The sequence below is a fragment of the Foetidibacter luteolus genome (assembly GCF_009650435.1).
GTDB lineage: Bacteria > Bacteroidota > Bacteroidia > Chitinophagales > Chitinophagaceae > Foetidibacter > Foetidibacter luteolus.
Genome location: NZ_VVIP01000057.1, coordinates 1 through 19,549, shown reverse-complemented (window position 1 = coordinate 19,549; position 19,549 = coordinate 1). Strand labels below are relative to the sequence as shown.

General features: G+C 43.5%; 16 protein-coding genes. 5 read left to right on the top strand and 11 right to left on the bottom strand.

Annotated features, from left to right (window positions below; genetic code table 11):
• Nucleotides 1-79 precede the first annotated feature (79 nt).
• From F0364_RS17685 to F0364_RS17665, 5 genes are all read right to left on the bottom strand, one after another.
• A complete protein-coding gene (locus F0364_RS17685) occupies nucleotides 80-781 on the bottom strand; it encodes a BatD family protein (RefSeq protein WP_153799134.1) in 702 nt (233 codons plus the stop codon).
• 242 nt (nucleotides 782-1,023) lie between these two features.
• Nucleotides 1,024-2,547, bottom strand: a complete 1,524-nt coding sequence (locus F0364_RS17680; protein ID WP_153799133.1) for a serine hydrolase domain-containing protein — start codon at nucleotides 2,545-2,547, stop codon at nucleotides 1,024-1,026.
• A gap of 548 nt (nucleotides 2,548-3,095) precedes the next feature.
• Nucleotides 3,096-3,833: a hypothetical protein gene (locus tag F0364_RS17675; RefSeq protein ID WP_153799132.1), complete on the bottom strand. Its 738-nt coding sequence runs from the start codon at nucleotides 3,831-3,833 to the stop codon at nucleotides 3,096-3,098.
• Nucleotides 3,834-4,602: 769 nt separating this feature from the next.
• Entirely contained in the window at nucleotides 4,603-5,253 is a 651-nt protein-coding gene (locus F0364_RS17670) for a hypothetical protein (RefSeq protein WP_153799131.1), read from the bottom strand.
• Between the two features lie 311 nt (nucleotides 5,254-5,564).
• Nucleotides 5,565-8,825, bottom strand: a complete 3,261-nt coding sequence (locus F0364_RS17665; RefSeq protein ID WP_207632741.1) for a S41 family peptidase — start codon at nucleotides 8,823-8,825, stop codon at nucleotides 5,565-5,567.
• 243 nt (nucleotides 8,826-9,068) lie between these two features.
• On the opposite strand from F0364_RS17665, the gene F0364_RS29000 reads away from it, so the two are divergent.
• Both F0364_RS29000 and F0364_RS17655 read left to right on the top strand, forming a co-directional pair.
• Nucleotides 9,069-9,845, top strand: a complete 777-nt coding sequence (locus tag F0364_RS29000; protein ID WP_207632740.1) for a bacteriocin immunity protein — start codon at nucleotides 9,069-9,071, stop codon at nucleotides 9,843-9,845.
• Nucleotides 9,846-9,912: 67 nt separating this feature from the next.
• Nucleotides 9,913-10,974 carry a toll/interleukin-1 receptor domain-containing protein gene (locus F0364_RS17655; protein WP_153799130.1) on the top strand — a complete coding sequence of 354 codons (1,062 nt, stop codon included), beginning with the start codon at nucleotides 9,913-9,915 and terminating at the stop codon, nucleotides 10,972-10,974.
• 104 nt (nucleotides 10,975-11,078) lie between these two features.
• Here the strand turns inward: F0364_RS17655 and F0364_RS17650 are convergent, their stop codons facing one another.
• Nucleotides 11,079-11,849: a 3-keto-disaccharide hydrolase gene (locus tag F0364_RS17650; protein ID WP_153799129.1), complete on the bottom strand. Its 771-nt coding sequence runs from the start codon at nucleotides 11,847-11,849 to the stop codon at nucleotides 11,079-11,081.
• A gap of 166 nt (nucleotides 11,850-12,015) precedes the next feature.
• The gene (locus F0364_RS17645; RefSeq protein WP_153799128.1) at nucleotides 12,016-13,332 is read right to left on the bottom strand and encodes a Gfo/Idh/MocA family protein; all 1,317 of its coding nucleotides are present in this window, start codon (nucleotides 13,330-13,332) and stop codon (nucleotides 12,016-12,018) included.
• Nucleotides 13,333-13,542: 210 nt separating this feature from the next.
• Here F0364_RS17645 and F0364_RS17640 point away from each other — a divergent pair, with 210 nt between their 5' ends.
• From F0364_RS17640 to F0364_RS17630, 3 genes are all read left to right on the top strand, one after another.
• Nucleotides 13,543-14,274: a ThuA domain-containing protein gene (locus tag F0364_RS17640; RefSeq protein WP_153799127.1), complete on the top strand. Its 732-nt coding sequence runs from the start codon at nucleotides 13,543-13,545 to the stop codon at nucleotides 14,272-14,274.
• 279 nt (nucleotides 14,275-14,553) lie between these two features.
• Nucleotides 14,554-14,769: a hypothetical protein gene (locus tag F0364_RS17635; protein WP_153799126.1), complete on the top strand. Its 216-nt coding sequence runs from the start codon at nucleotides 14,554-14,556 to the stop codon at nucleotides 14,767-14,769.
• 250 nt (nucleotides 14,770-15,019) lie between these two features.
• A complete protein-coding gene (locus F0364_RS17630; RefSeq protein WP_153799125.1) occupies nucleotides 15,020-15,583 on the top strand; it encodes an NUDIX domain-containing protein in 564 nt (187 codons plus the stop codon).
• A 227-nt stretch (nucleotides 15,584-15,810) separates the two neighbouring features.
• On the opposite strand, the gene F0364_RS17625 is transcribed toward F0364_RS17630, so the two are convergent.
• The 4 genes from F0364_RS17625 to F0364_RS17610 form a co-directional block, all read right to left on the bottom strand.
• Complete coding sequence (locus F0364_RS17625; RefSeq protein ID WP_153799124.1) at nucleotides 15,811-16,119, bottom strand: rhodanese-like domain-containing protein; 309 nt, start codon at nucleotides 16,117-16,119, stop codon at nucleotides 15,811-15,813.
• 14 nt (nucleotides 16,120-16,133) lie between these two features.
• A complete protein-coding gene (locus F0364_RS17620; RefSeq protein WP_153799123.1) occupies nucleotides 16,134-16,979 on the bottom strand; it encodes a PASTA domain-containing protein in 846 nt (281 codons plus the stop codon).
• A gap of 317 nt (nucleotides 16,980-17,296) precedes the next feature.
• On the bottom strand, nucleotides 17,297-18,274 hold the full coding sequence (locus tag F0364_RS17615) for a D-alanine--D-alanine ligase (protein WP_153799122.1): 978 nt from the start codon (nucleotides 18,272-18,274) through the stop codon (nucleotides 17,297-17,299).
• 102 nt (nucleotides 18,275-18,376) lie between these two features.
• Nucleotides 18,377-18,892, bottom strand: a complete 516-nt coding sequence (locus F0364_RS17610; protein WP_153799121.1) for a hypothetical protein — start codon at nucleotides 18,890-18,892, stop codon at nucleotides 18,377-18,379.
• Nucleotides 18,893-19,549 lie beyond the last annotated feature (657 nt).

The following is a 19,549-nucleotide window of genomic DNA, read 5'->3' as shown; positions in this document are numbered from 1 at the left end:
GGCTATCGAAGCTTCAGTCAACATAGGCTTAAACCAAACCTCCGCTTCGTTTAAGCCCTATATGTTAGCGGAAGTAAAATCATTGAATTGTAAAACCTTTAAATTCTATGCCAGATGGGAAGTTGTCAAAATTTTTCTTTTCCAATGTAAAACTTCCATTATAACCTTTTTTCTTTTTGAACTTATAGATTGATATTTTGTATAGCACTTCCATCTTACCGACAACATTCTCGGCTTTTTCTACTGTTGGTTGAATTGGCGAAATTGAACTTGAAGAGCCAAATACAACTTCATCAGTGTGATCCCATACATTATCTGCCAAATCAGCAAAGGAATTGTATGGGTCAACCTTTTTGTTAACCCATTTTTTAAGATCAATTCGTTGTTCGAAAATTAGATAATCAGTATTATTCCATCTAACCTGTCTGAGCCAAAAGCCTTCCTTGGCATCTGGCAATTTATCTACAACGTTTAATTCTATTTTATTCGATGAATAGGTTTTGTTATTTATTACGAAAGTAAAAGGCCCAATTGAACATAAGCCGGTTTTGGTCATTATCCTTTTTAGATCGATATTGCCTTCCCCAGTATATTCCCAAAGGGTGTCTTTTGTAGTGTCCGATCCAATATGTTTTAAAGAATCATCTAGGAAATTGAATTTAATTGTAATTATATCTCCGACTCTTGGTTCTGGATTGTTCACCCATAGTTCAGCTTTTTGCGCAAGGGAAAATAAGAACGAGAAAAGGGAAATAATAAAAGAGATTGATTTTGAAGTCACAGAGGTGCTTTATTACCGCCAACTTCCGAGGCTTTGTGCAGTTGGGGAATTGACCAACTGTCCTCCCGGAACCAAAGCTAAATTTATAACTAAAAGCAGAAGTTTAGAACTACTGCCCGGCAGAATTCCGTCCGCAGGATATAAAGCCTGGACATGCACTGCCGATGATTGCTTCAACGTCCAGCCCCGATTGCACAAAACCTTTTGTTGTGTGTTAGTGCCATTGTACTGACACCTAAAAACTATTTTAAAAGTTGTTCCAGTATTTTCTGTCCAGCGGTGTTTCCGGGATTTAATTCTACAGACTTTTTATACATTTTAATAGCTGTTTCTTTTTGTCCTACTATTAACAGTATTTCTCCGTAGCTATCAAAAGCATTCCAACTATCAGGGAAAAGTTCAGTATTTATTTTCAGAGTTTCCAGTGACTCCTGATACTTATGTTCTTCAGGAAACTTGTAGGGGTTTGGATTGTTGCTTCCGCCCATAAAATCATAACCAATAAGATTCATTTCATCTTCACTTAGTTGATAGTGTAATGTATCAGACTTTAAGTTAAACAGTCTGTTTCTTGCAACTACAGCTCCTTCATTCACCAATACTCTTGCATATTCTGCTGCAAGACTTTTCTTTGGCAATGGAACTTTTATGCCGTTAAGCATCTTCAATGTTTTAAAAGCTAGTTCCTGCGAATTATTATTATGTATGTTGTCAAATATAATAATGGTTTGATGCTTTGAAATATTCCTTACCAATATGCAACTAAGTCCGGTAGCATTTCCATTATGATAGACCACTTTTCCAAAACTGCTGTCCTTATCTATCTGCCAGCCTAAACCGAAATTAGCAAAGTTGTTTTTTCCATTGTTGAGTTTTACCGGCTGAAAAGCATCGTCAATTGTGTTTTGTTGCACTAATTTGCCATTGTAATAGGCTTTGTCGTAATTAAGTAAATCATTTAAAGTACTTACATAATCACCAAAACCTGAAAAATTATAGGTCGACCAGTAATTAGCAATATAAGGTACATCTTTAGCTTTTACTACACTATCAGAATATTTGTGTGGGAACAAATAAGGATAAGCAAAAGGAAAGTTGATTGGCAGATTATATTGTGTTTTATAAGCTACTAATAAAGTATTTGTCATACCAGCAGGAAGCAAAATATGTTGTTTAATGTAGTCGTTATGCGATATTCCAGATACTTTCTCAATTACCAATGCCAGTACAATAAAGTTAATATTGTCATAATTTCCTTTTTCACCAGGTTGATAGATTAACGGCCTGGTGTTAGTTGAGACACCGTGCAAAAAATCCGCATTGGTAAAAACAGTATCAGGATGTAGTTTTCTTGTACTGTCGAAATATGCATTATATGCAGGTAGTCCCGAAGTATGTGATAGTAAATGTTGTAGTGTAATATTTGGATATGGGAACTGTGGAAGGTATTTTATTACTGCATCGGTGATGTTTATTTTTTTAGCTTGAGCCAACTGAAGTATGGCTGTAGCAGTAAGTGTTTTTGTTAACGATGCTATCGGAAATGCTATGTTTTCACTATTGGGTGTTTTATTGGAAAAGTCAGCAAACCCAAATCCGCTTTTATAAATAATCTTTCCTTTTTCAGCTACAATCACCCCGCCATTAAACTGTTTGTTCTTTGCCAATGTAGAAAAATAGTGTTTAATGTAGGCTTTCTTATTCTGTCCAGCCAAATGAAGGCTAGTTACAAGGAGTAAAAAAATAAATAGCGTTTTCTGTTTCATATTCGTAAGTGTATTGCAGAAGCATTACGCACAGCAATTTATATCCGCACCTTTTCCTGCCCGATACTCCAAAAATACGGCATTCTCTTTTCTGGTTTTCAATACTTTAACTGCTTGCCGGATAGTGGAGTACTGGTGCGCAAATCCTCAAAAAACATTCGTACAGGCGGCGGCATTTACTTTAAGGGGTAGCCGTTTCCGTTCCATGTTTCTGGCGCCAAAGGCGGCAGAAACGGCGCTTTTACGTTGGGAAGCTGGGATGGAGAGGTTCACCTGGTTTATTCGGTAAAGGTGGCGGCCGGGCCACGGTAGGTAGTTGCCGGCCTGTGAAAATAACTTGAGGCTGCGGCAAAACTTCGGAAAACCTGGGAAAGCTGCTTTTTTGCCTGCGGAGGGTAAAGATAAAAGCGGCATCCGCCTAGACCAAAGATTACCTCTATTCAAAATCCATAACTCCTTTGCACGGCTACCCAAGGTTTAGTCAACATAGGTTTAAACCGAACCTCCGCTGCGCTCCGCTGTGTTTAAGCCCTATACGTTAGCTGTAATTAATATTTGGCATCGATAAATAACGGGTATCCGAGTAAATCATTACAACGATATTCTACTCCTTCATAAGTAAAGCACTGTTCATCTGTTGAATATCGCTTACGATATATTGTCTCGATTTGTCTATCACCAATAACAATTCCTCCAATTGATTCGAGTTTCTGAAGAGGATGTTTATTGTTGTTTCTTCCTAAAGGTTCATCCCAATTCTTTTTTAAGATATTTTCACCTTTAACAATATTTGAAACTGCCTGTAATGCAGAACAACCAGATAAGGTCGTTTGATAGGCTCCTTTGTCATAAGCAGTTTCAATCAAATACAGAAAAGTCCCTGTAAACTGCCAACGTTCTGTTGATAAGGTTGAATAATCTGGATTTGCAACCCAAACAACTAAATGATTTAGTCCATAGATTTCACCAATTACCGATTTAGGAAAAAACACCTTAGTTGCTTTAACGTTTTCGAAAACAAATCCAGGTGAGTCCCAATTTATATCACTAATCGGTCTGCTTGTAGCTATTTGATTATGGTAAGAAAGCCCTTCTATTATTGAGTCCAATTTTTTATAAACTGAAATATTCTTTTTGTCTGTTTCGAAGGTTTTAGAAAACTTGGGTCCTGCGAAAGAAATCTCAAATGTCTTTTTTGTTTGAACTTGTTCAAGCTCTTCTAGATTTAATTGGTCATAGTAAAAATTGATTTCGTCAGGGTTTAAATATGGAAGATTTTTCAACATTTTGAGATGCTCATTTTAATTACAGCTAACAATTTATATCCGAACCTTTTCCTGTCTGGATACTCCAAAAATACGGCATTCTCTTTTCTGGTTTTCAATACTTTAACTGCTTGCCGGATAGTGGAAGTACTGTTGCGCAAATCCTCAAAAAACATTCGTACAGGCGGCGGCATTTACTTTAAGGGGTAGCCGGTTCCGTTCCATGTTTCTGGCGCCAGAGGCGTCAGAAACGGGGCTTTTACTCAGAAGAAAGTTGCCTGGCGGACGGGGTTTCACAAGCTTTCGCCGGTAAAAATTAACCGGGATTGAACGGCGGCCGGAATGGAACAGGAGAAATCTGCCCCTCCGCACCCGGAAAATCAACTGCTGCCCGGGAACATGGCCCGAAAACTGCGGAACATTGTCAGAGCCCTCCCGAAGACCAAATGTAGCCCTCAAAACATCTTCCCGAGCCCTCAAACGGTCTTCGGCAGGCGGCAAATCATCTTCCGCATGGCTCAAACGGTCTTCCCTATCCCTCAAATCATCTTCCGCATGGCTCAAATGGTCTTCCGTATCCCTCAAATGATCTTCCGCATGCCTCAAATCATCTTCCGTACGCCGCAGGCGGTCTTACCCAGGCCTGGTACCTCCTTCGTCGGGATGGAAAGGGGACGTGGTAAAACCTTTCTGTGTTTTCGTGGTAACCCTTAAAAATGACTATGTACAAAAATGCCGCCGGCAGTTAAGCCAACGGCATTGTTGAAGCATTATTACTTGTTAGCAATAATTAAGTTTTCCTCTTGAGTTTTAAGTTTTCCAGCATTTTGATTTGATTGTCTAACTCCAGTTGACGGTTCTTTTGTTCGTCCTGGTTTTTCCTGAGTTTCTCGTCCAGATCTTTTCCTTCTTTTTGTAAAGAGGCCAATTTTTCCTGAGAATCTTTAATGCCGCTTTCCTGGTTGATGATGGACTGCTCCAGGCTAAAAGCGGTGGTTTTGTCTTTAAAACTGTTCAGGAATGCCATAGTGCTGTTCCAAAGGATGGTATCCCCATCGGGCGAAAGAAAATTTTCATTGCCGTTGCTTGCCATTAAGTATAGGATGCTGTTGTTTTTTTCTTCGTTGTTCTTTTGCACCACTTTAAAATACAAGTCAAGTTTTTGGGTGCCTGCGGAAGGTAACATCACTTCATTGAAAACATAAAAACCATCGGTCTTGTTTCTCTTCCAGAAAAAACTGCCACGTGTATCGGGTTTAAAGCCGCTTTGTTTTAGTTTTTCGAGTATAGTACCTTCCACCTCATCTGTTGTGTAAGGTAGCTCAAGTGCAAGAGCGGACTTCATGTTATCTTTAAATTGAATAGTTGTGTACGAGGATTGCGCTCGGGCTGTTATCATACCTGTAACAAGCAGGATAACCAGCATATATTGTTTTTTCATTTCAGTGTTAACTAACTGTGATGGTAAGCGGGAGAATGTTGAGGACAAATTGTATCGCCGTGAATTACAGTGAAGATAACCTTAGTAAACCGGCGTTCCTAATTATATTATGCAGGTGCGTGTTAATGTTTTGCTGGTCATAAATTATGGTTGCAGTAGTTGCTACCCTGCGGGAAAAGCCGCATAGCGAACCAAACGTACAAGAGTGCGACGCAACGGAAGCCTCATGCTTATCCGTCTGCCGGGCCCATAAAAAAGCCATTGCAGGTTTAAGCTGCAATGGCTAAAATGTGTAGCTGCAAACCGTGCCTTTATTTACTTTTATCAGGGTAGGGCGGTACGGCAGGTATGTTTTGTTCTTTTGTTTTTAACTCTTCCAGCAACTCGCTGATGGCCCTGTTCAATTGCTCGTCAACGCCGGCGTATTCTTTGGCGGGGTCATTATCCACCACTATATCCGGGTCAACGCCATGGCCTTCTATTACAAAGCCGTTGGCCAGGTAGGGCGCAAATTCCGGACGGTTTAAAAAGCCACCATCCACAAAGGGCAGGCTGTTACGTATGCCCACAACGCCGCCCCAGCTACGTTTGCCGATGATTTTACCGAGCTTGTATGTTCTAAACCGGTAAGGGAAAATATCGCCGTCGCTGGCTGAATATTCGTTTACCAACAGCACTTTGGGGCCATAGTGGCCTTCGGGGTCTGGGGTGCCCAGCGCATTCCTGGCAAACTCGTAATACACCAACTGCCTGTTAAGGCGCTCTGTAACCAGCGGCGAAACAAAGCCGCCGCCATTGCCGCGGTCATCTATAATGAGCGCTTTTTTGTTTAGCTGCGGGTAAAAGTATTTCATGAACTCGTTAAGGCCTTCAAGCCCCATATCAGGTATGTGCAGGTAGCCAATTTTGCCGCCGCTAACGGAGTCAACGTAGCGTATGTTGTGCTGCACCCAGTTGTAGTAGTACAGTTTGCTTTCATCTGCAACAGGCACCACAATTGTTTTGCGGGCGCCGGTGGGGGATGGCTTGCTGTTTACCACCAGTTCCACTTCTTTACCCGCGGTGTTTACCAAGGCCGCATAAACATCTGTAAGTGTATTGGCGGGTTTACCATTTACACTAATAATGTAGTCGCCTTTGTTTACGTTTACACCCACTTCCGTTAAAGGTGAGCGGAGTTCTTCATTATAGTTGGCGCCTTCCAATATGTTATCTATGCGGTAATAACCGCTGGCATCCCGTGATAATTTAGCGCCCAGCAAACCAAGTGGTATGCGCTCTGGTTTAGGCTGGTCGCCCCCGCCGGTATAGGAATGGCCAACACTTAGTTCGCCGATCATTTCGCCGATTAAATACGTAAGGTCAGCCCGCTGGTTTACATAAGGCACCAGTACGGCGTATTTATCATGCATGGCTTTCCAGTTAACACCATGCATATTGGGTGCATAGAAAAAGTCACGCATCTGCCGCCAGCTTTCATCAAATATCTGTTTCCATTCGGCCTTCTTATCAACCCATAGTTTCATGTCTCCAAGGTCTACTTCTTTTTCCAGTTCGGGCTTAGCGGTGGGGGCGTCAATTACATAATAATTGCTTTTCACTTTTATCACCATCTTTTTAAAATCGGCGCTTAGCTCAAAGCCATCCGATGCTCCCAGGTTGGTTTCTTTTTTCTTCTCCAGGTCGTAAACACTCAGTTGGGGCTGGTCTTCGCCATCTTTTACCTTCAGGTAATACAGCCTGTTATTTTCACCGGGTGACAGTGCAAAATAATTGGAGGCTTCTACAGGTATGGCTACTATGCGCTGGGTAATGCCCTCCAGGTCAACCTTAATATCTTTTACCGCATTGCCGCCAGGTTTACCCGTTTCTTTTTTGTCATCATCTTTTGCTGTGTCGGCTTTTTTTACGGCAACTTCATCGTTCTCGGGGGCAAAGGGGTTGGTTGTTTCTTTGGCCAGCGTAATAAGGTACAATTTGGCCATGTTGAGGTAAGCAATCTGGAAATCTGTATTGCTGAAAGTGGGGTTGAAATTACGGTTGGATGCCAGGTAAAGGTATTTGCCATCGTTGCTGAATACGGGGTTAAACACATCATACCAGCCATCTGTTACCGGGGTTTTGCGGGCTGAGGCAAGGCTGTATAAATATATCTTGCCTTTGGTGCCTCTTTCCTGTTTGCTGTAGGTTATCCATTTGCTGTCCGGGCTCCAGCTAAAATCGCGTAGTTCATTAATGTTAGAGGTGTCAACCTCTGTTATTTTTTTAGAGTCAATATCCACATACCTAAGCCTTGGCCTGCGGTCGCTCCATAGAATCTTTTTACTGTCGGGGCTCCATGTAAGCGCATATTTGTATACATCGCCGGTGCTGGTAATTTGTATGGGCTTACTGGCACCATCTGGCGACTGTATATAAATTTCATCCTCACCGGTGGAATCGCTTATAAAAGCGATGTATTTGCCATCAGGGCTCCATGCGGCATCTCTTTCATGTACGCCATTTGTTTGCGAAAGGTTGCGGGTTATTCCGTTCTCCGCAGGTAGCGTAAATATGTCGCCGCGGCCTGTCATCACAAGTCTTTTGCCATCAGGGCCAATAGATGCACCCTGTATGAATTTGGAAGCATCAATCCATTCTGTACGGCCATAGATATTGTCTGACGCGATGCTGATGTTCACCTGTTTTATTTGTTCTGAAGGAAGGTCAACCGTATACAGGTAACCGGCCCTTTCAAAAACAATGGCGTTGTTACCCAGTGAGGGAAACTTAATATCGTAATCTGTGTAGTTGGTAACCTTCTTTGTTTGCCGGGTGGTAACATCGTAGCAAAAAAGGTTCATGGTCCTGTCCCTGTCAGAAAGAAAATAAATTTTGTCGCCAAACCACATGGGCTGTATATCCTGTGCAGGGTTATTGGTAATGTTGATGGTTTGTTTGCTGTTAAAATCGTATATCCAGATGTCATCGGCCATGCCGCCACGATAATATTTCCATGTGCGGAACTCGCGGAAAATGCGGTTATAGGCCATTTTCTTTTTATCGGGCGAAAAAGAACAGAAGCCACCATTGGGCAGTGGAAGTTCTTCGCTAAGCCCGCCGTTTACATTAGCTACAAACAAAGAGCCCACAAAATCATCAAATGTTTTTTTACGGCTGCGGTAAATAATATGCTCATTGTCCTGCCAGGTCATCACGATATTGTTAGGCCCCATACGGTCAGCAATATTGTCGCGGCCAAGCGTGGCCGTATAGGTAACACGTTTAGGGGCGCCGCCGCCTGCAGGCATTACAAATACTTCCGTATTGCCATCGTACTGGCCGGTAAAAGCTAAGTTTTTACCATCAGGTGAAAAGCGTGAGAACATTTCGTAGCCAATATCCGATGTTAGTTTGCGTGCCATACCACCGTTCTTATCAACGGTAAACAAATCCCCCGCATAGCTAAACACAACCTGGTTGTTGTAAATGGCCGGAAAACGCATCAGCCTTGCTTCCTGCGCTGTTGCAGGTGCAGCCGCAATTAACACGGCCAAAAAGATGAGTACTGAATAGCCTTTCATATATTTCATTTCCTTTTTTTTAAAGGTAGGCGTAAAAACAAAACATTGTGTTGGGGCATTGATAAGCGGCTTTTTTTGGTGGCGGGCAGGTGTTCCCTGTGGCATCGCCTGTTGCGTCGCATTACGTTCATCGTTCTGTAATGCTATGGGGCTTTTATTGAAGCGTAGATAAGTGAGAATTTTATTTAGGCATATGAATATAATCATCTATGTGAGCACTTTCTGCGAAAGGATTTTGTTTAATGTTGTTGTATGAAAACAAAAACGGATATTGATCAACTGATAGCCGGTCTGGCAAAAACTTTGATAACCAGGGAGGATGAATTTGAAAACCTGGCAAAAGAACAATTTGTACCTCACGAACCTGATAGTTTAAATTATTTGATAGATAAGCTTCATAATCCCCCGCCCGTTCATCCCGATATTGATGAGAATTTGTTAGGACTTGGAGAATGGCTATATGTATGCCAGGTTGTAATTTTTGAGCTTATCTATTTGCAGGGTGTTAAAGCTATGGGCACGCTTCGCTTAGTGGCTTTTGGTGAATATGATTGGCCTCAGGCCTCAGCATTGACAGCTATCTGTAGATTTTACGTAGATGGCAAAGCTCCTTTAACAATCATAGAAGAGATAGACAGAAATTTTAAAACAATGAGGTACGAAACACACCTCAGGGTCGCTCAAAATTTACTAAAAAGAAAAGAGCGTGACCACAGATATGCAGGCTTAATCAAACAATTTAAAAGTGTAGGTTTTCAACTTGCTATGTCAGAGCTTGACAGTAGCATAGCAATGACAAGAGAGGAGCTAATAGAACTGGGCAATAAAATAATGTCTTCAAATACTGACGGTGAAGACATAGAGCAGTTATTGGAGCTATTTGATAAACATGTTCCTTACCCTAATGGTAGTACATTGTTTTACTTTCCGGAAAATTTTAACGCGTTCAGTGATGATCTGACTGGTTATAATCCGTCAGTGGAAGAAATTGTAGATAAATGCCTAAACTATAAAAGAGACCAGGCTTGATTAGTATTAACCTTAAGCGCATGTTAGATGTGTGCTAATAAGTACATTAAATTTTTCGTAGTTTACCATGTACAATACATCATCAACCGTAATGGCTAACAAGAAAATCTTTTTCAGTTATTCAAGAATAGATGGCGCCGCGTTTGCCCAACGGCTTGCACTTGATTTAAAGCAACAAAACTTTGATGTGTGGATTGACCAGGAAGACATCAGGGCCGGCTCTGAATGGGACCTTGAAATTGAGAAGGCCCTGGAAACCTGCGATAGCCTGCTGTTTTTAGAGTCTGAAAAATCCGTTACCTCTACCCATGTACTGGATGAAGTGTATTATGCGCTGGAGCAAAAGAAAAAGGTAATACCGCTTATTGTAAAGGACAGTAAAACCCCTTACCGTTTGCAACGCCTGCAGCACATTGATTTTTCCACGGATTACGATAAGGGCTTTGTGCAACTGTTAAAAGCTTTGGCGGAAGAACATCTTACGGCGCCCGGTCAACCAAACAATGCTGCTATAAGTAAACAGCCGCCGTTTTCCGGGGGTAAAACAACCCGCTATCTTATAGCGATACTATTTTTAATTGTAGCCAGTGCAGCCATCTATTATGTTTCCAGCAGAAAGGCATCAGCACCTGTAACTATAACGGCTGAGGAAAATACCATGCCTGTAGAAAATTATGCGGGCAGGTGGAAGTTAACTGCGGTGCAGCCCCAGGCAAGGCTGGGGGAGGGTTTTATGATTATTGAAAAAGCGGACTCTGTTAATGTGGATATCAGGAGCAGCTTCCAGTTTTATTATACTAAAAGCAATGATACCCTGTTTACCAATGTATTCAATGGGTTTGCCCGTTGCGCCGCATGCAAGCTACAGCAGGAAATGAAACTGGTTACAGAAGATGCCTCAGTAGGTTCTCAGCATTATTCTATCGTAAAGGTACCCGGCAAACAGGATGCTGCAGATACAGTGGCTGACAGGGGATATAACGAAACAATAAAGGCTTCTTGCAGCCTTCAGTTTACAGATAGCAAGAATGCAGTTATTAAAGTGCAGTCTGCTGCTAAGATTAAATTGGACTCGGGGGTTGAACTGGAGCCTTTTACCTATGTGTTTAGCTTCGTGAAAAGTGAATAGCCCAATAACTTAATTGCCGGTATTGCCAAAGTGCTCCGTAAAGGACTATAAATACAAAACCCCGCCTTGCAGCGGGGTTTGTGATTAGTAAGTAAAGAGCCGAATTACAAAGGTCTTACCCAAATGTTGCGGTAGCTGATGGGCTCGCTGGGGTCGCCATGAGATTGCAACTTGATGGGAGAGGGGCCATGTGCCTTATACACCGGCAGGCCGATATAAGGGGTATTGCCCTTTAGTTCAAAGTTGTTTTGTACCAGTACACCATTAAACAAAACGGTAATGCGGGCTGGCGTAATCAGCATGCCGTCTGCGTTAAAACGGGGCGCTGTCCAAACAACATCATAGTACTGCCATTCGCCGGGTTTTTTATTGGCGTTAACCAATGGCGGCTTTTGTTTGTAAATGCTGCCTGCCTGTCCGTTTACGTAAGTTTTGTTTTCGTAGTTGTCCAATACCTGCAATTCGTATTCGGCGCCGCCTTCATTAGCGGCAAGAAATACGCCGCTGTTGCCACGGGCCTGGCCACTGCCGGTAATATAATCGGGTATCAGGAACTCTATGTGCAACTGAAAATCGTTGAAGCGCTGTTTGGTCCTTATGTCGCCCATTTTTTTGTCAACGGTTACAATGCCGTTGGCTACTTTCCAGCCGGCGGGTTTTGTGGTGTCGCTAACGGAAATCCACTGGTCAAGGCTTTTGCCGTCAAACAGCACAACAGCGTCTGACGGTGCTTCGCCGGCATTGGCGCCGGGTGTTACTTTACGTGGCACAGGTTCATAATATTCCGTGTACTCCGGTTTCATGTTGTTGTTCTGTGCCGATAGGGAGAGTACGGTGATTAAAATGCCACCCAATGAGAAAATTTTCTTACGCATGTTTCTCTTTTTTTGAAGAATGATGATTTAGTCTTACGAATTGAACAACAGTACGAGTGTTGCTGCCCAATGATTTGCAGTACAAGAGTGCGACGCAAGGAACGATTCCATAGCAATATGCCGCCGGGTACATAAAAATTGCCGCTCTTTTCTTGCTGCAACCAATTTATGGTTTTGGAATTTTATACCCGTTATGATACTCCGCTGCAAGGTACTTGTTGGCTTCGCTGTCAGTAAATTCTCCCTTCGCTTTGTCCCAATACACTTTTTTACCCGAGCGGAAAGCAATATTACCCATCTGGCAAACCGTAGCAACATGTGCGCCCAACTGAATAGGGGCATGCAGGTCTTCAAACTTTCTGCTCTTAACTACTTCAATAAAGTTTTTGGCATGCAGTTCCAGGCCATTGTCAACCCTTTGCTGGCGTTCCACCGCCTGCATTTTAAGTTCGCCGTTTATTTTTTCGGGTATTACTTCCCATCCGCCACGGTCAACCACCAGCGTTCCGTTATTTCCTATAAATGCAACGCCGTGGTCGCGAAGGTAAGGGCCATCGTTAATGCCGGTAGCATGCTCCCATAGCATATTAAAGCCATTAAATTCATAAACCGTGGTAAGTGTGTCTGGTGTTTCCTCGGCATCGTCGGGGTAGGCAAATTTGCCGCCGCTTGCCATAATGCTGTTGGGCAATTCTGCTTTCATACCTGCCAGTGCATAGTCAATCATGTGAACGCCCCAGTCTGTCATCAGGCCGCCGGCATAATCCCAGTACCAGCGAAAATTAAAGTGAAAGCGGTTGGGGTTAAAAGGCCTTGTTTTGGCAGGGCCCAGCCACATTTTATAATCTACTCCTGCGGGTGGTGCGCTATCCGGTTGTACAGGTACAGATTTCATCCAGCCCTGGTAAGCCCAGGCTTTAACAAGGCGTACCTGGCCCAGTTGGCCGGAGTGCACAAAGTCCATGGCATCCTGGTAGTGCTTGTTGCTATGCTGCCACTGGCCTACCTGTACGGCGCGGTTGTATTTTTTTTGCGCCGCCACCATGGCCCTGCATTCTATAATGGAATTACCTGCAGGTTTTTCCACATAAACATCTTTGCCGGCTTCGCAGGCTTCGTTCATAATAAGGCAATGCCAGTGGTCGGGCGTTCCTATTACCACTACGTCAACATCTTTGTTGGCCAGTACCTGGCGGTAATCGCTGTAGGCGGCTACTTTAATGTTTTGTTTGGCCAGCTCGGCAACGCGGCTGTCCAGCACATTCTTATCTACATCGCAAAGGGCAATACACTGCACTTCGGGCAGTTTCAGCAGGGCTGTTAAGTCGGCCCAGCCCATACCCTTAATGCCTATGGCGGCAACGTTAATTTTGTCGTTGGCAGATATGGCCTTTTTGGCCAACACATCGATTGGTAAAAAAGAAGCAAGCCCCGCACCAGCTAACAGCGTGGAGGATGATTGCAGAAAATCCCTTCGTTTCATTGACAAGGTTTGTTTTAGTTAGCGTGAAATGTTATTACTCTCTTAGGTTTAACTGTAGCTGCAGCGTTAATGAACGCACTAATTTAAGGCAAAATGAAGTGCAGCAATCACAATCCCTAAAATTTCGGCAGACGTGCCTGTTTCATTTGCCGGCTGTAAGTTTTGTTAACGGAGTTTTACTAAGTTTACGCCACTCAAATTATTCAACTTATGAACAAACAACTATTGCTTTGCCTTTTGCTGGTATCATCTGTTACTATGCTTGCCGCCCAGCCTGCCAAAAAGGTTTTGGTGTTTAGTAAAACAGCCGGCTTTCACCACGATGCTATACCGGAAGGCATTGCCGCTATTCAGCAACTGGGCAGCCTGCACGGTTTTGCTGTTGACACTACTACAGACAGCACTAAATTTAACAGCGATAACCTTAAGCAATACAACGCGGTTATTTTTCTGAATACCACCATGAATGTACTGGGCCAGGCTGAGCAGGTAGCTTTTGAAAAGTATATCCAGGATGGAGGGGGCTTTGCAGGTGTGCATTCCGCTACAGATACCGAGTACGACTGGCCCTGGTACAATAAGCTGGTGGGCGCTCAGTTTAAAAGCCACCCAAAGCAGCAGGAAGCTGTACTAAACGTGGTAGATAAAAATTTTATTGCCACCAAACATTTACCTGCCACCTGGAAGCGTTGGGATGAATGGTACAATTTCAAATCTCTGCAACTGGATAACGATGTGCATGTTTTGATAACCATTGATGAAAGCAGTTACCAGGGCGGTGAAAACGGCAACTACCACCCCATGAGCTGGTACCATGATTTTGATGGCGGCAGGGCTTTCTATACAGAACTTGGCCATACCAAAGAATCTTATAAAGACCCGCTGTACCTGCAGCATTTACTGGGCGGAATACAATATGCCATGGGCGATACCAATCCATAACCGGGTATTGACAGTATTCATCATTACGTTGGAAATTTTTATGGGCCCGGCAGTATAGCTGCTATGAGGCTTTGCTTGCGTCGCACTCTTTTACTCCAACGCTTTACGCAGCAAAAGAGCCAGCATCCCACAACATTGCGGGTTCTTTATCTAATGCTATTTGCCCCAGCCTGGATGACCGAAAATCCGGGAAATATTTTTTTAAAAGATACTTTGTTTTTCAAAGTGCTTTGGATACATTTGTACGACTATATTTCAAAACCTTTAAACTTATCAATTATGAAAAACAAAACAGGCAAAATCAGCGGTTTTATCCTGGGGCTAACTGGTTTTCTTTTAGTATTTAAAATATTTTTCCTTCCCAATATTCCACCATCAGATGAGCTTGCGCCCGGTATAGTTGTTATTGCCGCAATATTGAATGGGGTGCTTTTTGCTTTTATAGGTTCATTTATTCAGCGTTATCTTTTGAAGAAGGGTAATTATAAAATTTAAATCAAAGCACAGGATGAAAACTGTGGGGTGCAAAAGACCTGCTTTGTTCTTGGCCGGTTAACTGCTGTAAGCAAGCAGTTATAGGCAGTATGGTATTTTCATGCCCACCGCTGTTATCTTGTGATGATTTCTTTACCATTCAAATCATCCATTGGCGTGTTGCTCTTATCTTTAGCCCTGGCAACAACTTACTGGCTTTGTTACTTACCGACTTTTCTGGCTAAATGACTTTATGACTTAACTACTTTCTATGAATGAGCAACACAACCCCTGGACTGTTCTTAATGAAAAACCGGTGTACGACAACAACTGGATTAGTGTAACAGAGTATGATGTTATCAACCCATCCGGCGGAAAAGGGATATATGGAAAAGTGCATTTTAAAACGCTTGCCATAGGGGTTGTGCCCCTGGATGCGGAGATGAATACCTACCTGGTGGGGCAGTTTCGTTTTGCGCTTGGCCAATACAGTTGGGAAATACCGGAAGGCGGTTGCCCGCTGGGGGAGGACCCGCTCGATACTGCCAAAAGGGAGTTGTTGGAAGAAACCGGTCTTAAAGCAAAAAACTGGGTAAAGATTGCGGATATGCACCTCTCCAATTCTGTAAGCGATGAATTTGGCCACGTATATGTGGCAACCGGTCTTTCTCAGCATGAAGCGATGCCTGAAGAAACAGAACAATTAACAGTAAAAAAATTACCTTTTGAGGATGCCTGCCAAATGGTAAACAACGGTACAATTACAGATTCAGTATCGGTTATCGCTATCCTTAAAACCAGGCTTTTGCTGCAGGAAGGCGGGCTGGTTGTTTAAAAAACAAAAGCCCGGAAAGGGGCTTTCAAATGTTGATCATTCTTTTTGGTGTATCTACAGGCCCGGGTCAACGATATGTTGATGACGGGCTGCCGGATGGAAGTGAAAACCCCGCTGAAGGCGCTGTGCTCCGGCCCTGTGGCGGAGTTGCAACGGACAGCCGGGACAAAAGCTGCATTGTATTCCTGCTGCTCAAAGCCCCAAAAAAATTCAATCAGACGAATATATTACCCGCCAAACTTATCTTTCCAGGCAAGCATACCGCCTACCAGGTTTTTGGTGTTTTTATAACCCAGTTGTTCTAAAAACAGCGCTGCAATACCGCTGCGGTTGCCGCTGCGGCAATAAAGCACTACTTCTTCATCTTTCCAGGGTTCAACCTCGTCAAGCTGCATGCTTTGCACTTTGCCCAATGGCACATGGGTGCCACCAATGTTAAATTCTGCCCTTTCATACTCTTCACGTACATCCAGCAGGTTCACTTTTTCCCCTGCATCAAGCCTGGCTTTTAATTCTTCTACGGTTATGTTTTGCATAATTACGTTCTTTATTAGTTTTCCTGCGGTTCTGCGGGCGGCTGACTAATAATGCCGGCTGAATCAACCACAGGTTTTGTATTGCTTATCCAGATGTCAATTAACTGCCCGGCCCTAATTTTGTTGGTCACCATCTGCCCCTCATCCAGCATATTATATGGCTCCGGGCTTTGGCGCACAATATAGGCATTTTCCTGGCTTTCAATATTCTCGCCGCTTTCGGGGTTAATGGTGCTGATGCCAATGCTCATGGCGCTTAAAAAGTTACGAGCATCTTTAACCGTCATACCCGTTAAATCAGGTACGTTAATGAAAGTGCTGCCTACACCGCTGCCTATCACCAACCCGATGGGACTGCCCATACTTATTTTAGTGCCCGGCGCTATGGATTTGCCATTGTACTGCTGGTCCAGAACAGAATTTTTAGCAATATCCGGCTTATAGGTAGTGTCGCCCATTTTTAAGCCCAGGCTCTGCAGGTACAATTGGGCGCTTTTAAAAGAAAAACCGCGAAGATCGGGCATCTCCACTTCAGGCGCTACATCCCTGTTAATGGTAAGGTAAATGGTGCGGTGCTCTTTAACAGAAGCATCAGGCTCGGGGGATTGCTTAACAACGGCCAGCTTGGCGGTTGTATCTATGTAAACTGAATCCTGCACTTCTACATCAAACCCACGGGCTTCCAGTATCTTCTTCGCTTCTTCCACATTTTTGCCGATAACAGACGGTACTTTTTCAATGGAATTATGGTTGGTAAGCCAGCCCAGCGAGCCAAAAAACAGCAATACAGCAACAACGGCAAGCACAAGTACCACCAAAAGGTTTATCAAAAAAGATTTTTGCGTAATGAATTTAAACAAGAGCTGATTTTTTAAACGAGTACCAGTTTCAGAATAATATGCAGAATGAAAGATACACGTTGGTTGTTAAATATTTTAATAAAGTCACTAAAGTCAACAGGTCATGAAGTCAAAAAGTCAATAGGTCATAAAGTCAATAAGTTTAAGCCGATAAGTCAAAAAAGTCAATAAGTGTGAAGCCATTTACTATACGGCTTTTCTTAATCCTTATGTTGTTCTGCGGACGTCTATGACTTTTCCTGGCTTTATGACTCCATGACTTCCTGCCTTCCATGACTTCCTGCCTTCTATGACTTCCCTGTCTTTATGACTATTTTTTACACCGCTTCTTCAATAACGGCGGTATAAAACTCCTTCAATGCCCATCCTTTGGCCTTTACCTGTTGCGGCACAATGCTGGCTTCACTTTGGCCCGGTACCGTGTTCACTTCCAGCATAAAGGGTTCGCCTTTGGCCTCGTTGTAAATAAAATCAATGCGCACAATACCCCTGCAGTTTAGTAATTCATATACTTTCCTGGCGGCGGCCCTTACTTTTTCGGCTATGGCTTCCTCTACTTTGGCGGGTGTTATTTCTTCACTGGCGCCCAGGTATTTGGCTTCATAGTCAAAGAAATCCTTTTTTGTAATTATTTCGGTAATTGGCAGCGGAATTATTTCGCCTTTGGTTTTAAATACGCCAATGGTAAACTCCCGTCCGGCAATAAACTCCTCCACCAGCACCTGGTTGTCTTCCTTAAAGGCTTTTTCCAGTGCCGCTTCCAGGGCGGTGGCTTCGGTAACCTTGCTCATACCAATGCTGCTGCCGCCGTTATTGGGCTTAACAAACACCGGCAACGTCAATTGTTGCAAAATGGCCTCTGCAGAAACCGGTGCATACTTAAAAATATGCAATGATTTTGCCACATTGATACCGCCAAAAGCGGCCACGGCCACTGTATATCTTTTATTGAAGGTAAGTGCGGATGTAGCTGCGTCGCAACTTGTATAGGGCAGGTTAAGCATATCGAAATAGCCCTGTAGTTTTCCATCTTCGCCCGGCGTTCCGTGAATGCACATCAGTGCCGCGTCAAACTTTATTTTTTCGCCGGCAAGGTTAATGGTAAAATCACTTTTGTCAACAGCGGTTTTATTGCCTGCCGCATCAACATAATTCCATCCATCCGGGTGTATGTCAATTTTGTAGTAGTCAAACTTTTCAGTGTCAATATTATTGCCAACTGTAATGGCGCTTAAATAACTAATCTCAGCTTCGCCGCTATACCCGCCGGTAACAAGGGCTATCTTTTTTTTCATCAGATATATAAAATTGTTTGTTGCCGCCAAAGATAAAGAGGATTGCAACTAAAGAACGGGGCAAAATGCCGACGGGAGATATTTAATAAACTCTTAGAGTAGTCAACGTACTGCTGCCGTTAAAACCGGCGTTGCCCGGTACTGGTAACTGCCTTTCATGTTCTTTTTAATAAACGCGATTATTTTGTCAAAGGCCAGGTTAGCGCCTTTTTGGTTGGTAAGCATAAACGTAAGCGATCCCACTTTTTCCTGCTTGTTCAGCAGACCAATAAAGGTGCCTTTGCGTATCAGTTGCCCCCGGCTTATTTCCCCATCCACATCCTTAAGGCCAGCATAAGTCATGCGCATATTGTTAGCGTAGCGCACCACACAGGCATATTCATCGCCCAGGTCAAACACCGCTGTTACTTCACCGTCAGTTAAGGAAAAGCAGGAGTCCTGCCCGGTTTCAATCTGGGCTCCGTTTACCGGTGCAACAATATTGCCGTCCAGTTTGGTAACAGGTTTATAAATAATACCCTGCCTTACAGGCAGGCCTGTTACCTGGAACGAAAATTTTTTCTGGCCAAAAGAAATACTGCTAATGAGCACGGCGGCAAGTAAAATGGTCAGGCGCATGGATAGTAAGTTTGCTGGATAACGGATTGGCGGCCGGTTTATTATGCAGCAGCGGTGTAAATCGGCTGCCGGAGTTGTTAAAGCTTGCGTAGTGTGTAAATGGCTTCGCCATTTTTTTATTCTTATGGGCCCAGCGACAATGCAAATATGAGGCTTTACTTGCGTCGCACAGTTCGGCGGTTGGATTCGCTATGCGGCTTTTCCCACAGCGCGGCATCTGCTTCTGCCCGGCCCATCAAGTATGCAAAAATAACCAGACCGGCAACCGGTAACCGGCAACTGTCTCTCGGGCATTAAGTTTTAATACCTGCTTTTGAACATCATCAATTCCCAAACAATGCCTGCATCTTACCCATCAACAGACCGGCATCCTGCAACCGGTAACCGGCAACCGGCTCTCGGGCATTTGGTTTTAATACTTGCTATTGAACATCATCAATTACCGACCAATGCCTGCATTTTACCCATCGACAGACCGGCATCCTGTAACCGGTAACCGGCAACTGTCCTTCGGACATTGAGTTTTAATACCTGCTTTTGAACATCATCAATTACCAACCAATGCCTGCATTTTACCCATCAACAGACCGGCATCCGGTAACCGGCAACTGTCCTTCGGACATTGAGTTTTAATACCTGCTTTTGAACATCATCAAT